9 protein-coding genes are annotated in these 14889 nt (G+C 72.0%); 5 read left to right on the top strand and 4 right to left on the bottom strand.

The window, feature by feature from the left end:
* Positions 1–764: 764 nt before the first annotated feature.
* Entirely contained in the window at positions 765–1250 is a 486-nt protein-coding gene (locus ACIRA5_RS22335; RefSeq protein WP_403693163.1) for a PaaI family thioesterase, read from the bottom strand.
* A 54-nt stretch (positions 1251–1304) separates the two neighbouring features.
* On the bottom strand, positions 1305–3584 hold the full coding sequence (locus ACIRA5_RS22330) for an FdhF/YdeP family oxidoreductase (protein WP_403693162.1): 2280 nt from the start codon (positions 3582–3584) through the stop codon (positions 1305–1307).
* Between the two features lie 122 nt (positions 3585–3706).
* Between ACIRA5_RS22330 and polA the strand changes: the two genes are divergently transcribed.
* Together polA and ACIRA5_RS22320 are read left to right on the top strand one after the other, a co-directional pair.
* Positions 3707–6436, top strand: coding sequence for a DNA polymerase I (polA, locus tag ACIRA5_RS22325; protein ID WP_352046502.1), 2730 nt, complete (start codon positions 3707–3709; stop codon positions 6434–6436).
* A gap of 871 nt (positions 6437–7307) precedes the next feature.
* Positions 7308–8270: a serine hydrolase gene (locus ACIRA5_RS22320; RefSeq protein WP_403693160.1), complete on the top strand. Its 963-nt coding sequence runs from the start codon at positions 7308–7310 to the stop codon at positions 8268–8270.
* Here the strand turns inward: ACIRA5_RS22320 and ACIRA5_RS22315 are convergent.
* Entirely contained in the window at positions 8191–9045 is an 855-nt protein-coding gene (locus tag ACIRA5_RS22315) for a DUF4184 family protein (protein WP_403693158.1), read from the bottom strand. The two genes, ACIRA5_RS22320 and ACIRA5_RS22315, sit on opposite strands and share 80 nt — an antisense overlap.
* Positions 9046–9301: 256 nt before the next feature.
* On the opposite strand from ACIRA5_RS22315, the gene ACIRA5_RS22310 reads away from it, so the two are divergent.
* The 3 genes from ACIRA5_RS22310 (at position 9302) to ACIRA5_RS22300 (ending at position 12328) form a co-directional block, all read left to right on the top strand.
* The gene (locus tag ACIRA5_RS22310) at positions 9302–11008 is read left to right on the top strand and encodes a lytic transglycosylase domain-containing protein (RefSeq protein ID WP_403693157.1); all 1707 of its coding nucleotides are present in this window, start codon (positions 9302–9304) and stop codon (positions 11006–11008) included.
* Between the two features lie 153 nt (positions 11009–11161).
* Positions 11162–11296: an SPW_0924 family protein gene (locus ACIRA5_RS22305; RefSeq protein ID WP_107096558.1), complete on the top strand. Its 135-nt coding sequence runs from the start codon at positions 11162–11164 to the stop codon at positions 11294–11296.
* 39 nt (positions 11297–11335) lie between these two features.
* Positions 11336–12328 (top strand): DUF3068 domain-containing protein, encoded by a 993-nt coding sequence (locus ACIRA5_RS22300; protein WP_403693156.1) that lies wholly within the window; start codon positions 11336–11338, stop codon positions 12326–12328.
* Here ACIRA5_RS22300 and hrpB read toward each other — a convergent pair.
* Positions 12318–14888, bottom strand: coding sequence for an ATP-dependent helicase HrpB (hrpB, locus tag ACIRA5_RS22295; protein ID WP_403693155.1), 2571 nt, complete (start codon positions 14886–14888; stop codon positions 12318–12320). The genes ACIRA5_RS22300 and hrpB overlap by 11 nt on opposite strands.
* Position 14889 lies beyond the last annotated feature (1 nt).

Raw genomic sequence — 14889 nt, 5'->3', positions numbered from 1 at the left:
GCGCCCGGCGGCGCGGTGACTGGCCGTGACTCTAAGCCTGTCTGTGGGCCCGAGCATCGCCGTGGGCTGGCTTGTGACTTTCTTGTTATGACGTGCCGGTTGGTGGGCTTCAGGGACGGGTATTCTCGGCCGATTTGGCGGAAATTCTTCTCGTTCCACATGCTGAGAATCCGCACTTCCGGTTGCGCGTGGGCGAAGGTCGCGGTCGGGCGGCGTCGCAGGTCGCGTGGAGTCGCCGGGAGGGGTCGCGGGAGTGCGGGCCGTCGAAGACGGAACTCTGATGCCGTATTGCGTGCGTGTTACGCAGCGTTACGTCGAGAAAAGGGAACGCGGAGTTCGGTCGGTGTACACGGAATTTGGGCGCATGCGGTGCGGTCCGGGCGTGCGGGTCTCGTGAAGGCGTGTGAAGTCGCCTGAAAGGGTTGCGAGTTGCCGCTGATTTCCGATAACTCCGGCGTATTGGAGTGCGATTGCGGCGGGTGGGTGCGCGCGGGGGCGGGGCGGAGGCCGGGGGCGTGCGCAAGGGGTGTGTGAGGGCGGGGCCGGGGCGGAGGTATCCGTCCTCGGTCAGGCGCGGAATCGGTCGGTCCCAGAAGGGGCCGGTGTCGACGCGCCGGCCGCTGGGGGCGGACACCTCCGCCCCGTCCCCCGCCCGCCGTACCCGACTGCCGGTGAGTCCCGACTGCCGGTGAGTGGGGGGCAGTTGTCTCCTGTCCCCCCGGTCGCCGTACTCGGCTGTCGGTGAGTGGTGAGTGGGGGTGGGGTCAGGGCTGGTTTGTGCGGGCGGTGTCGGTGGGGGTGACGTCGCGCAGGAGGCAGGTGAGGCGGGCGGTGCAGACGCGCTTGTCGTTCTCGTCGGTGATGACGATCTCGTACGTCGCTGTCGTGCGCCCGCGGTGTACGGGGGTGGCCACGCCGGTGACGAGGCCGGAGCGGGCGCCGCGATGGTGGGTGCAGTTCAGGTCGACGCCTACGGCGATCTTGGAGCTGCCGCCGTGGAGCATGGAGCCGACCGAGCCGAGGGTCTCCGCGAGGACGGCGGAGGCGCCGCCGTGCAGGAGGCCGTACGGCTGGGTGTTGCCCTCCACCGGCATGGTGCCGACGACCCGGTCCGCGGAGGCCTCGATGATCTGTACGCCCATGCGGGTGCCGAGGTGGCCTGCCGAGAAGAGGGCGGGCAGGTCGACGCCGAGTGCGGCGTACTCGTCGATGACCTCTTGCGGGAACTTCACTTGGCTCTGCTCGCCCATGGGGGCCGGCTCCGATCGTCGTCGATCTCTCTGGCTGACTGGCTGAGCGAACGCTCAGTCGGTGGCCGATTGTTCCAGACGGATCACGACGGACTTGCTGGCCGGGGTGTTACTGGTGTCCGCGGTGGCGTCGAGCGGGATGAGGACGTTGGTCTCCGGGTAGTACGCGGCGGCGCAGCCGCGGGCGGTCGGGTAGTGCACGACGCGGAAGCCGGCGGCGCGCCGCTCCATGCCGTCGCGCCATTCGCTGACGAGGTCGACGTACGAGCCGTCGGTGACGTTCAGTGCGCGGGCGTCCTCGGGGTTGACGAGGACCACTCGGCGGCCGTTCTTTATGCCCCTGTAGCGGTCGTCGAGGCCGTAGATGGTGGTGTTGTACTGGTCGTGCGAGCGGAGGGTCTGGAGGAGGAGGCGGCCTTCGGGGAGCTTCGGGTACTCGACGGGCGCGGCGGTGAAGTTGGCCTTGCCGGTCGCGGTGGGGAAGCGGCGTTCGTCGCGGGGGGCGTGGGGGAGAGCGAAGCCGGCGGGGTCGGCGACGCGCGCGTTGAAGTCGTCGAAGCCGGGGATCACGCGCGCGATGCGGTCGCGGATCGTGGCGTAGTCCTTCTCGAACTCTTCCCAGGGGGTGCGGGAGGCCTCGCCGAGCACGCGGCGGGCGAGGCGGCAGACGATGGCCGGCTCGGACAGGAGGTGCTCGCCCGCGGGTTTCAGACGGCCGCGTGAGGCGTGGACCATGCCCATGGAGTCCTCGACGGTCACGAACTGCTCGCCGCTGCCCTGGAGGTCGCGCTCGGTCCGTCCGAGGGTGGGCAGGATCAGGGCGCGGGCGCCGGTGACGACGTGGGAGCGGTTGAGCTTGGTCGAGACGTGCACCGTGAGGCGGGCGCGGCGCATGGCGGCCTCGGTGACGTCGGTGTCGGGGGAGGCGGAGACGAAGTTGCCGCCCATGGCGAAGAAGACCTTCGCGTCGCCGTCGCGCAGGGCGCGGATGGCCCGTACGACGTCGTAGCCGTGCTCGCGGGGCGGGGCGAAGCCGAACTCCTTCTCCAGGGCGTCCAGGAAGGCCGGGGCGGGGCGCTCGAAGATGCCCATGGTGCGGTCGCCCTGCACGTTCGAGTGGCCGCGGACCGGGCAGACGCCCGCGCCGGGACGGCCGATGTTGCCGCGCAGCAGCAGGAAGTTGACCACTTCGCGGATCGTGGGCACGGAGTGCTTGTGCTGGGTGAGGCCCATGGCCCAGCAGACGATGGTGCGCTGGGAGGACAGGACGAGGCGGAGGGTCTCGTCGATCTCCTCGCGGGTGAGGCCCGTCGCGGTGAGGGTCTCGTCCCAGTCGGCGGCGCGGGCGATGGCCGCGAACTCTTCGTAGCCGTGGGTGTGTTCGGCGATGAAGTCCTCGTCGACCGCGCCCTCGGTCTCCAGGACGAGCTTGTTCAGGAGGCGGAAGAGGGCCTGGTCGCCGCCGAGGCGGATCTGCAGGAACAGGTCGGTGAGGGCGGCGCCCTTGAGCATGCCCTGGGGGGTCTGCGGGTTCTTGAAGCGCGCCAGGCCCGCTTCGGGCAGCGGGTTGACACTGATGATCTTCGCGCCGTTGGCCTTGGCCTTCTCCAGGGCGGAGAGCATGCGCGGGTGGTTGGTGCCGGGGTTCTGCCCGGCGACGATGATCAGGTCCGCCCTGTAGAGGTCCTCGAGCAGGACGCTGCCCTTGCCGATGCCGATGGTCTCGGAGAGCGCGGAGCCCGAGGACTCGTGGCACATGTTCGAACAGTCCGGCAGGTTGTTCGTGCCGAGCTCGCGAGCGAAGAGCTGGTAGAGGAACGCGGCCTCGTTGCTCGTGCGCCCCGAGGTGTAGAAGAGGGCCTCGTCGGGGGAGCCGAGGGCGGCGAGCTCCTCGGCGATGATGTCGAAGGCGCGCTGCCAGGAGACCGGCTCGTAGTGGTCGGCGCCCTCGGGCAGGTACATGGGGTGGGTGAGGCGGCCCTGCTGGCCGAGCCAGTAGCCGCTGCGGCCGTGCAGGTCGGTGACCGGATGCGCGGCGAAGAAGTCCGGGGTGACCCGGCGCAGGGTGGCCTCCTCGGCGACCGCCTTCGCGCCGTTCTCGCAGAACTCCGCCGTGTGCCGGTGTTCCGGCTCGGGCCAGGCGCAGCCCGGGCAGTCGAAGCCGTCCTTCTGATTGACGCGCAGGAGGGTCAGCGCGGTGCGCTTCACCCCCATCTGCTGCTGGGCGATGCGCAGGGTGTGCCCGATGGCGGGCAGCCCGGCCGCGGCGCGCTTCGGCTCGGTGACCTGTGGCGCGTCCTGGACCGGATCGCTTGCCGGCGGCTTGCTGGCCATCGTTGAACCCCTTCGCCTGTACGTGTGAAGTACATCGAGGATCCTCGCACGGGCCGGTGACAATGACGGCGGCCGGTCCCGGGAGGTCCGCACTGTCAGTGGGGCGTGGCAGGATCGGGGGCGTGGCAGAAACAGCATCGAAGAAGACCGAGAAAACCGCAGGTGCGGGCCGTCCGCGGCTGATGCTCATGGATGGGCACTCGCTGGCGTACCGCGCGTTCTTCGCGCTGCCCGCGGAGAATTTCACGACCGCGACGGGTCAGCCGACGAACGCGATCTATGGTTTCGCGTCGATGCTGGCGAACACGCTGCGCGACGAGGCGCCCACGCATTTCGCGGTGGCGTTCGACGTCTCGCGCAAGACGTGGCGCTCCGAGGAGTTCACGGAGTACAAGGCGAACCGTTCGAAGACCCCGGACGAGTTCAAGGGGCAGGTCGAGCTGATCGGCGAGCTGCTGGACGCGATGCACGCGCAGCGGTTCGCGGTCGACGGCTTCGAGGCCGACGACATCATCGCGACGCTCGCCACGCAGGCCGAGGCCGAGGGCTTCGAGGTGCTGATCGTCACCGGTGACCGCGACTCCTTCCAGCTGGTGTCCGAGCACACGACGGTGCTGTACCCGACGAAGGGCGTCTCCGAGCTGACCCGCTTCACTCCGGAGAAGGTCGTCGAGAAGTACGGGCTGACGCCGGCGCAGTATCCCGACTTCGCGGCGCTGCGCGGCGACCCGTCGGACAACCTGCCGGGCATCCCCGGCGTCGGCGAGAAGACGGCCGCGAAGTGGATCAACCAGTTCGGTTCGTTCGCGGACCTCGTCGAGCGCGTCGACGAGGTCAAGGGCAAGGCCGGGCAGAACCTCCGCGACCACCTGGAGGCGGTGAAGCTCAACCGCCGTCTCACGGAGATGGTGAAGGACGTCGAGCTCCCGAAGACGGTCACCGACCTGGAGCGCGCGGCGTACGACCGTACGGCGGTCGTGATGGTCCTGGACACCCTGGAGATCCGCAACCCCTCCCTGCGTGAGCGGCTCTTCGCCGTCGACCCGGGGACGGCGGAGGCCGAGGCGGCCGCTCCGGTCGTCGAGGGGGTCGAGCTGGACGGGGCGGTCCTGGGGGCGGGCGAGCTGAAGCCGTGGCTCGCCGAGCACGACGGCAAGGCGGTCCTGGGTCTGGCCACCGTCGACACGTGGGCGCTGGGTTCGGGGTCGGTGGCCGAGGTCGCGCTGGCCGCGGGGGACGGGGCGGCGGCGTGGTTCGACCCCTCGCGGCTGGACGAGGCCGACGAGAACGCGTTCGCGAAGTGGCTCGCCGACCCCAAGAAGCCCAAGGTGCTGCACAACGCCAAGGGCGCGATGCGGGTCTTCGCCGAGCACGGGTGGACGATCGAGGGCGTGTCCATGGACACCGCGCTCGCCGCGTATCTGGTGAAGCCGGGCCGCCGCTCCTTCGCGCTGGACGCGCTGTCCCTGGAGTACCTGGGCCGGGAGCTGGGGCCCGCCGCGGCGGCCGACGGCCAGCTGGCCTTCGGTGCGGACGACCAGGCCGAGGCCGAGGCGCTGATGGTGCAGGCCCGCACGATCCTCGACCTGGGCGAGGCGTTCGGCGAGAAGCTGGCGGAGGTCGGCGCGGCCGAGTTGCTGCGCGACATGGAGCTGCCCACGTCGGCGCTGCTGGCCCGGCTGGAGCGGCACGGCATCGCGGCGGACCGGGCGCACCTGGAAGCCATGGAGCAGATGTTCGCCGGCGCTGTGCAGCAGGCGGTGAAGGAGGCCCACGCCTCCGTCGGGCACGAGTTCAACCTCGGCTCGCCCAAGCAGCTCCAGGAGGTCTTCTTCGGCGAGCTGGACCTGCCCAAGACGAAGAAGACGAAGACCGGTTACACGACGGACGCGGACGCGCTGGCCTGGCTGGCCACGCAGACCGACCACGAGCTGCCGGTCGTCATGCTGCGTCACCGTGAGCAGGCCAGGCTGCGGGTGACGGTCGAGGGCCTGATCAAGACGATCGCCGCGGACGGCCGCATCCACACCACGTTCAACCAGACGGTGGCCGCGACGGGCCGGCTCTCGTCGGTGGACCCGAACCTGCAGAACATCCCGGTCCGTACGGAGGAGGGCCGCGCGATCCGGCGCGGCTTCGTGGTCGGCGAGGGCTTCGAGTCCCTCATGACGGCCGACTACAGCCAGATCGAACTGCGTGTGATGGCCCATCTGTCCGAGGACGAGGGCCTGTTGGAGGCGTTCACGTCGGGCGAGGACCTGCACACGACGGTGGCGTCGCAGGTGTTCTCGGTCGAGCGTTCGGCGGTCGACGCGGAGATGCGCCGCAAGATCAAGGCGATGTCGTACGGCCTTGCCTATGGGCTGTCGGCGTTCGGACTCTCCCAGCAGCTGAACATCGACGCGGGTGAGGCGCGCGCGTTGATGGACACGTACTTCGAGCGGTTCGGAGGCGTGCGGGACTATCTGCGCCGGGCGGTCGACGAGGCCCGCGCCACGGGCTACACGGCGACGCTCTTCGGGCGCCGCCGCTATCTGCCCGACCTCAACAGCGACAACCGGCAGCGTCGCGAGGCCGCCGAGCGCATGGCGCTCAACGCCCCCATCCAGGGCACGGCCGCGGACATCGTCAAGATCGCGATGCTGAACGTGGACCGGGCGCTGCGCGAGGCCGGGCTCAAGTCCCGCATGCTCCTCCAGGTCCACGACGAAATCGTCCTGGAGATCGCCCCTGGAGAGCGGGCCAGGACCGAGGAGCTCGTCCGCCGCGAGATGGCGTCCGCCGTTCATCTCCGGGCGCCCCTCGACGTCTCCGTCGGCGCGGGCCCCGACTGGGAATCCGCAGCGCACTAGCCCTCGGCGACCGAGCCCCTGAAACCCCGGCCCAGATTTCCGACCCCGGCTCCGGTCCTGGCCCCGGCCCCGGCCCCGGCCCCGGCCCCGACCCCGGCCCCGACCCCGGCTCCGGTCCCGGCCCAGGGTCCGACGCCGGTCCCGGTTTCTGGCCTCGGTCCCGATGTCGGTCCCGGCCTCGGCTCCGGCCCAGGGTCCGACGCCGGTCGCGGTTTCCGGCCTTGGTTCCGACGTCGGTCCCGGTCCCGGTTCCGACGTCGGTCCGGCCCCGGTTCCGGCCTCGGCCCCGACGTCGGTCCCGGCCTCGGTCCCGACATCGGGCCCGGTCCTGGCCTCGGGCCCGGTCCCGACATCGCGTCCGGTCCTGGCCTCGGGCCCGGGTTCGGTCCCGGCCTCGCGTCCCGGCCCCCGGCCCTGGGCCCCGGGCCAGGCTTCGATCTCGGGCCAGGCTTCGATCCCGGTCCCGAGCTTCGATCCCGGTCCCGGGCTTCGGCCGCGGGTCTCGGCCCCCGCGCCGGGCCGGGCGGGTCCGGCCCCGGGTGGAGCTGGTCGTGGCTCCGCCCGCTCTCGGCGTCGGGTGCCCTGCGGGCGGCCTGTGCGCCGGTGTGGACAGATGCCCCACCCCGCCAGGGGAAGCCTCCGCCCACGGGGCACGCCCCTCGCGGCCGCTTGCGGCGCAAGCCGCCCCCCGCCCCGCCTTCCGAGCCGCCCGCAGGGTGAAGTCCCTGCGTCGGCTGCTCGTAGGGCATGAGCCCTTTCCGGTGGGCCGGAGGCGCAGGGGAGGGGGTCCGCTCAACCCCCGGAGGGAACCGTCACTCGCGTGGCCCTCGCAAAGACGCCCCCCGTGCAAAGGGACCGTAAGGATGCGGGCATGGGTACAAGCATGCTCAACCGTCGCACGGCCATGGCCACAGCCGTCGTCTCGGCGCTGCTCGCGCCGGTACCCGCGGTGGCCGCGAGCGCGAGCACCGCCCAGGTGCCCGCGGCCTGCCGTTCCACCCGCAACCCCGAGCTCGCCGCCCGGATGTCCCGCGACATCGGGGCGGCACTGTCGTCACGCCAGGGCACCGTCGCCGTGGCGGTGCGCGACGACAACACCGACCTGACCTGCGCCCTCGCGAGCGAGCGTCAGTACGACTCGGCGAGCGTCGTCAAGCTCACGATCATGGAGGCCACCCTGCGCCGCGCGGACGAGCTGCGCCGCCCCCTCACGAACTGGGAGCTCGCCAACGTACGCCCCATGATCACCATCTCGGACAACACCGCGGCCCAGCATCTGTGGAACGACCTGGGCCACACCTACCTCGGCCGTTTCCTGGAGCGTGTCGGAACGCGCCGCACCAAGCTCGGCGCGGCCGGCTACTGGGGTCTGACCCGCACGACGGCCACCGACCAGATGCGGCTGCTGGGCGTGCTCACAGGCGCCCGTTCCTTCCTGAAGAGCCGCGCCTACGGCCTGAAACTGCTCAGCCAGGTCCGCGGCGACCAGCGCTGGGGCGTCCCCGCCGGCATGCCGCGCGGCATGCAGGCGCACATCAAGAACGGCTGGCTGCCCCGGTCCACCCACGGCTGGCGTGTGCACAGCGTCGGCGTGTTCACCGGCTCCGGCCGCAGGTACCGCATCGTCGTCCTGTCGCACGACAACCCGACGATGACGTACGGGGTCCGCACCATCGAGCGCATCGCCCAGGCCGTCCACCGCGGCCTCAACCGTCGGCGCGGTGTCGTCCAGGGCTCCACTCCGGAGAACAGGATCAGCGAGGTGTCGGACGGTTCGGCGCCGCGCGGACCGGTGCCGGGCTGGGACGAGCCGGAGCGGGGCGCCACACCCTGACCCCGACGGCGTACAGCGCGAGGCCGAGCACGAGACCCGCACCCGCGCCGAAACAGAGCGCCGGGATCAACTCCCAGGGCTTCGCGCGGGTGCCCCAGTAGGCCCACCAGCGTGACGCCCGCTGCACGGCGCCCACCAGCCCGCAGCCGCCGATGACGGCGGCTGCCAGCCACCGGTCGGAACGCGACAGCACCGGCACCCCCACCGGTTCGGCCGAGGGCGCCCGGCGCAGCGCGATGCCCACGAAGGCCACGATCACGACGGCCCCCACCAGCGAACTGCCGTACTGCGCGTAGGTGAACACCGGCGTGCCGTCGGCGTTCCGCGACAGGACGGGGACCAGGCGAACCCCCCACCGGTCGTGGTGCGTGAACGCGTCCCACACGACGTGTGTCAGCGCGCCGAGCACCGCGGAGGCGTACCACCACAGTGCGGCCGGGGAGCGCACCGGCCCGCGCGGTGTCCCGCAGCGCAGCAGAGCCGCGGGACGGCCCTGACGGGCCCGTGGCAGCAGTGCCACCAGGGGTTCGCGCAGTACCAGCCAGGCACCCGCCAACGCGCAGGCGACGAGTACGTCGAAGGTGAGGACACCGGTGAACGAGTGCGTGAAGTCGCCGAACTCCATCGCTCCGGGGACCACGCTCGCCGCGTAGTAGGTCATGTCGGGGGCGAAGGAACCGGCCACGAGTGCCGCGGGCGCGAGGCGGCCGCGGCCGCTTCCGTCGCCGCGCAGGGCGGGCAGTACGGCTGCCGCGTGGCTGAGGGTGAAGGGCAAAGCGTCCCCCTGTGGCAGACGTTGGTCTGATATGTCGGCCCCGGTGATCTCCGACGCCCAGTATGAGGGACGTAGGAAAATGTCCGCGGGCTCCACCCCGCGGTGCGTGTTCTCTTGGACAATCCCACATGGCCAACCGGTGAAAATCGGGCACGAACGGGTGCCCGGGCGACGGAAGTTGTCGTAGGGTCGCCTGGGTCACTGAGCCAGCGAACGCGCGGTGCGCGGGCGGTCGTCCACGGGAGGGGTTCACTCAATGGCGGCGCATTTCGGCAGACTGCGCAAGGGGGCGACGACCACCGCCGTGGCCGCGGTCGCGGTCGCAGCCCTGTCCGCTTCCCAGGCACCCGGAGTGACCACCGACGACCTCGGCAGACAGGCCGCCGGCGCCGCCCAGCCATCGGGGGACGCGAAGACCGGCGGCGAAGGCGGCGGCGCGACCGGCGACTCGCCGTACTACACCGACCTTCCGCCGCTGAAGAGCCCCAACCCGAGCCCGTCCGCGAGTCCGACCACCGGCACGACCGTCTCCGTGGGCGAGGCCGAGGCCGGCATACCCGCGACCGTCCTCGACGCCTACAAGAAGGCCGAGGCCGAGCTGCGCGCCTCCAAGCCGGGCTGCAACCTGCCCTGGCAACTCCTCGCCGCCATCGGCAAGGTCGAGTCCGGCCAGGCCCGCGGCGGCCGGGTCGATGCGAGCGGTACGACGTACTCGCCGATCCTCGGCCCCAAGCTCGACGGCAACGGCTTCGCGCTGATCGCCGACACCGACAACGGCGCGTACGACGGCGACCCCGCCTACGACCGGGCCGTGGGCCCCATGCAGTTCATCCCCTCCACCTGGGAGTGGGCGGGCCGCGACGGCAACGGCGACGGCAAGAAGGACCCCAACAACGTCTACGACGCGGCGCTCGCGGCCGGCCACTACCTGTGCCGGTTCGACCGGGACCTGTCCGTGCAGTCGCAGATGAACGCCGCGATCCTGAACTACAACAACTCGACGGAGTACCTCAACACGGTTCTGTCGTGGCTGGAGTACTACCGCAAGGGCACCCACGAGGTCCCGGACGGCACGGGCACCCTGCCCTCGCACAGCAGCAACAGCGACCCCGGGGCGAGCCCCAGCCCGTCCACGCCCGCGACACCGAGTGCGCCGAGCACACCGAGCACGCCGAGTTCGCCCAAGCCGGGCAGTGGCGGCTCGACGAGCCCCACTCCGAAGCCGCCCAAGCCGAGTTCGCCCGCGCCGAGCCCGACGCCTCCCACGCCCACCCAGACGGTGGACCATCTGGAGGACGCGAACACCGGGAAGCTCACGGCGACGGCGGGCAGCGCCTTCGGTGCCAAGGTCGCCGTGCGGGCCGAGTCCAAGGCGAGCAAGGGCGTGGCGAAGGTCCGGGTGCGGTTCACGATCATCGGCGACACGGACGCCACCTTCACCGGCGGCGAGAGCGTCGCCACGGTCGTCACCGGCAGTGCGGGCACGGCCACCGCGCCCGCACTCGTGGCGGGGGAGAAGGCCGGTGACTTCACCGTCCGCGCCACCGTCGTGGGCCGCCTGCTGGGCGGCCTCGACTACACGGCCACCGTCACCCCGCGCCAGGCCGACACCCTCATCCGCACCAGCGACACGGCGCTGACCTGCGTGCCGGGCGGTGAGTTCGCCGACCAGGTCGAGCTGAAGGCCACCTACAAGGGTGCCGTCGCGGGCAAGGTCGCGGCCACCGCGACGCTCATCAAGTCGGCGGACGACGCGACCGAGAACGACAAGGGCCCGTACTTCAAGGACGCGGACGGCAAGACGATCCGCACCCTCACGGACCTCACGACGGACGCCGACGGCGTGCTCAAGCTCCCCAAACTGTACGCGGACGACGCGACCGGCACGTTCCTGCTCCGCGTCAACACCACGGGCGGCGCGGTGCTGACGGTCGAGCTGAAGGTCGCCGCGGCCGCCTCGTAGGCCGTACGCGCGTCAAGGGCGCCCCTCCGCCGACCGGCGGAGGGGCGTTCTCGTTCGTGTGCGCAAGGTGTTCTCATCTCGCCCCGCCGTTGCTACGGTGCCGGATCTGACGAGGTATCAGTTCTCGATCCGCCGTCCCCCCGGAGGCCCCGCATGCGCGCCCTCATCGCCGCCGCGACCGGTCTCGCCGTGGCGTTCGCCCTGGTGCTCACGATCACGGCCATGGGCTCACCGGCAGGCAAGACCTCGCCCAAGCCGCTGCTGACGACCGTGCCCGCGCACCCGTAGCGCTCAGGGCATCCGCAACTCTCAGGGAGGGACGCCGAGATGCGTCGCAAGGCCAGCCTGATCCTGCTCGCCTTCGCCGTGTTCTTCGCGGCGCTGTCCCCGCTGCTGCGCTGGTACGCCTTCCCGCGGCTGGCGAAGATCCCCGCCAACCAGTACCAGGACATGGTCCTGGAGGCGAAGGACGCGACCCTGCTCGACTACGGCACCATGCAGGCCAAGAAGGTCCCCAAGGTCACCATCGTGCAGACCCTGAAGGGCAACGTCGAGGCCTCCGACCGCATCGAGAAGACGGCGGGCCGCGATGTCGTCGTCTGGGACAGCCTCTCCTATGTGCGGGGCCCCGACGGGAAGATGGTCTCCAGGCTCCCCGAGCGCTACATCTTCGACGCGCACAGCCAGGACCCCGTCCACGCCACGGGCGAGTCCGTCGACGGCGACCCCGTCACACGCGAGGGCATCGAGTTCAAGTGGCCCTTCCACACGGAGAAGCGGGACTACGAGTACTTCGACGCACAGACCCGCACCTCGGCCCCCATCCACTACAAGGGCACCCAGACCTTCCGCGGCGTCAAGGTGTACTACTTCGAGCAGACCATCCCCTGGACGAAGGTCAAGTTCCCCAAGGTCATGCCCGTCCAGGGCATCACTCCGGAGTCGGTCGCCAAGACGGGCACGACACGCTGGTACACGACCGTCCGCAAGTTCTGGGTGGAACCGGTCACCGGAGCGCCGGTCTATGGCGAGGAGCTCCACAAGGAGGAGCTGCGGGGCGGCACCCTCCTCGGGGGCCGCGACAAGGTGACCGCCTTCGCCGGTGACGTGAAGATGCGTGAGGACTACATCAAGAACACCGTCGCCCTGGTCGAGTCCAACCGCACCCTGATCCTGCTGCTGACGTCGTATCTGCCGTGGGGCTTCCTGGTCCTCGGCGCGGCTCTGCTGTCCCTCTCCCTCTACCTCGAGGCGCGCAGCCGCCGCCCGGGCGACCCGGCTCCCACGGAGGCGGTGGAACCGGAGCCGGTCAACGCCTGAGCCGTGCGTTCGTGTGCCGGGTCGGCTCGGCGGTGGCCGGATCCTCGGGCCACGGATGCTTGGGATAGCGGCCCCGCAGCTCCGCCCGCACCGCCTTGTACCCGTCCTTCCAGAAGGAGGCGAGGTCGGCGGTGACGGCGGCGGGGCGCCCGGCGGGCGAGAGCAGATGGACGAGCACGGGCACCCCGGCGACGGCCGGTGACTCGTGCAGTCCGAACATCTCCTGCAGCTTGACGGCGAGCACCGGCTGCTCGGGGTTGGCGTAGTCGATCCGGATCCTGGACCCACTGGGCACCTCGATCCGCTCCGGCGCGAGCTCGTCCAGCCGGGCCGCGTCTCCCGTCGCCCAGGGCAGCAGCCGGTTCAGTGCCTGCCCGGCGTCGATCCGCGCCAGATCGGCCCGCCGCCGGGCACGGCCGAGCTCCGGCTCCAGCCACTCGTCCACGCGCGCGTGGAGCGCGTCGTCGGACACGTCGGGCCAGGGGTCGCCCAGGTGCAGCCGCAGGAACCCGAGCCGACGCCGCAGCCCCTCGGCATCCGGGGACCACCGCAACAGCCCGAACCCGTCCTCCCGCAACCCTTCGAGCAACGCCTCCCGTACGAGCGCGGGGTCGGCGTTCTTCAGCGGACGCACCGCCAGCTCCACGGCCCCGAGCCGCTCGACCCGCCGCGCGACGACGTCGCCGTCGGCCCAGTGGACCTCGTCCCCCTCGGAGCGCAGGGGCGCCGCGGCCCGCCGTGCCGTCTCCTCGTCGACGACGGCGGCAAGCCGCACACGCGCGTGCCCGGCCCCGACGGGCCGATCGGCCACGGCGACCGCCAGCCAGGGCGCGCCGCGCAGAGCCGAGCCGTCGCCGACGTCGGCACGGGTGCCGTTCAGCATGAGGTAGGAGCCGCCCTGCGCCTGCGCGAGCCGCTCGGGGAACGTCAGGGCAGCCACCAGTGCGACCACCCGATCGTCGCCCCCGCGGGCCGGCCACGGACCACCTTCGAGCCCCTCACCGCGGGCGCTGTCCTGGGCGGGTGGCCTGGAAAGTCCCGTCGACGCGGAGAGCAGGCGCCGGGATTCGGTGCGCCAGCGGGACGCGTAGGGGTCGCCGCCGCGCCGGGCCAGTCTCCAGGCCCCGGCCAGGTCGTCGCCGTACTCGCGGGGCGGCTCCTCGCTCAGGAGGGCGACCACTTCGGCGGCGCGGTCGGCGCCCACCACGGGGGCCGCGTCCAGCAGCGCCCGGGCGAGCCGGGGGTGCAGGCCCAGCCGGGACATGCGCACGCCCCGTTCCGTGGCCCGGCCGGCCGTGTCCACCGCGCCCACCGCCGACAGGACGGACCGCGCCGCCGCCATCGCCCCGCCCGGCGGCGGATCCAGGAGCGCCAGCCCCGTCGCCCCAGGATCGCCCCAGCAGGCCGCCTGCAGGGCGAACGCCGTCAGGTCGGCCACCTTGATCTCCGGGGCGGGATATCGCGGCAGACGGGCGTCCTCGGCCTCCGTCCAGCACCGGTACACCCGCCCCGGCGCCTCACGCCCGGCCCGCCCCGCCCGCTGCCGTCCGGCCGCCTGCGAGGCCCGTACCGTCGTCAGCGCGCTCAGCCCCCGCGCGTGGTCCACCCGCGGCTCCCGCGCCAGCCCGGAGTCGACGACCACCCGCACCCCCGGAACCGTCAGTGACGACTCCGCCACGGAGGTCGCCAGGACCACCCGGCGCCGGTCCCCGGTCCCCGGTGACAGCACCGCGTCCTGCACGGCGGCGGGCGCCCGCCCGTGCACCTGGAGCACGTCGACCCGGCCGCCCATATCCCCCAGCCCGCCCGCCACCCGCGCGATCTCACCGACCCCGGGGAGGAAACACAGGACGTCCCCCTCGCACTCCGCCAGTGCCCGCCGCACCACCGACGCGACATGCGTCAGCAGCGCCGGGTCGACACGCATGCCGTGCGGCGGCCGTACCGGACGTACCGGAGGCGCCCACTCCACCTCCACCGGATACGAGACGCCCTCCGCCGCGACGACGGGCGCGTCGCCGAGCAGCCGCGCCCACCCCGCCGCGTCCGTGGTCGCCGACGCCGCCACGAGCCGCAGCTCGGGACGGAGCGCGGTCCGAACGTCCAGGAGGAACGCGGCGACCGTGTCGGCGTCCAGATGACGTTCGTGGCACTCGTCGAGCACCACCACGTCGACGCCCGCGAGCTCCTGGTCCCGCTGGAGCCGTTGCAGGAGGACACCCGTCGTGACGACCTCCACCCGCGCGCGTGGCCCCACGACCCGCTCCCCGCGCACGGTGAACCCGACGCTCTCGCCGACCTTCTCGCCGAGCAGCCACGCCATCCGCCGCGCCGCGGCCCGGGCGGCGATCCGCCGCGGTTCGGCGACCACGACCCGGCGCGCCGGCCGCCCGTCGCCCGGGCCGCCGAGGAGTCCGGCGAGCGCCAGCGGCACGAGGGTCGTCTTGCCCGTCCCGGGCGGGGCCACGAGCACGGCGCTGCCGCCGTCCTCCAGGGCGTCGTCCAGGGCGGGCAGGGCGCCGCGTACGGGCAGCGCGTCCAGGGCGTCGTAACGGATCACC

Origin of the sequence: Streptomyces sp. NPDC096311 (assembly GCF_044763085.1) — a bacterium.
Lineage (GTDB): Bacteria > Actinomycetota > Actinomycetes > Streptomycetales > Streptomycetaceae > Streptomyces.
Note: the sequence above shows the minus strand (reverse complement) of the source record. Positions and strands in the feature narration are given on the sequence as shown.

Bases quoted from the DNA above. Each gene is read 5' to 3' on its own strand.
- ACIRA5_RS22335 (WP_403693163.1), bottom strand. From the start codon at position 1,250: ATGGGCGAGCAGAGCCAAGTGAAGTTCCCGCAAGAGGTCATCGACGAG.
- ACIRA5_RS22330 (WP_403693162.1), bottom strand. From the start codon at position 3,584: ATGGCCAGCAAGCCGCCGGCAAGCGATCCGGTCCAGGACGCGCCACAG.
- ACIRA5_RS22320 (WP_403693160.1), top strand. From the start codon at position 7,308: ATGGGTACAAGCATGCTCAACCGTCGCACGGCCATGGCCACAGCCGTC.
- ACIRA5_RS22310 (WP_403693157.1), top strand. From the start codon at position 9,302: ATGGCGGCGCATTTCGGCAGACTGCGCAAGGGGGCGACGACCACCGCC.
- ACIRA5_RS22305 (WP_107096558.1), top strand. From the start codon at position 11,162: ATGCGCGCCCTCATCGCCGCCGCGACCGGTCTCGCCGTGGCGTTCGCC.
- ACIRA5_RS22300 (WP_403693156.1), top strand. From the start codon at position 11,336: ATGCGTCGCAAGGCCAGCCTGATCCTGCTCGCCTTCGCCGTGTTCTTC.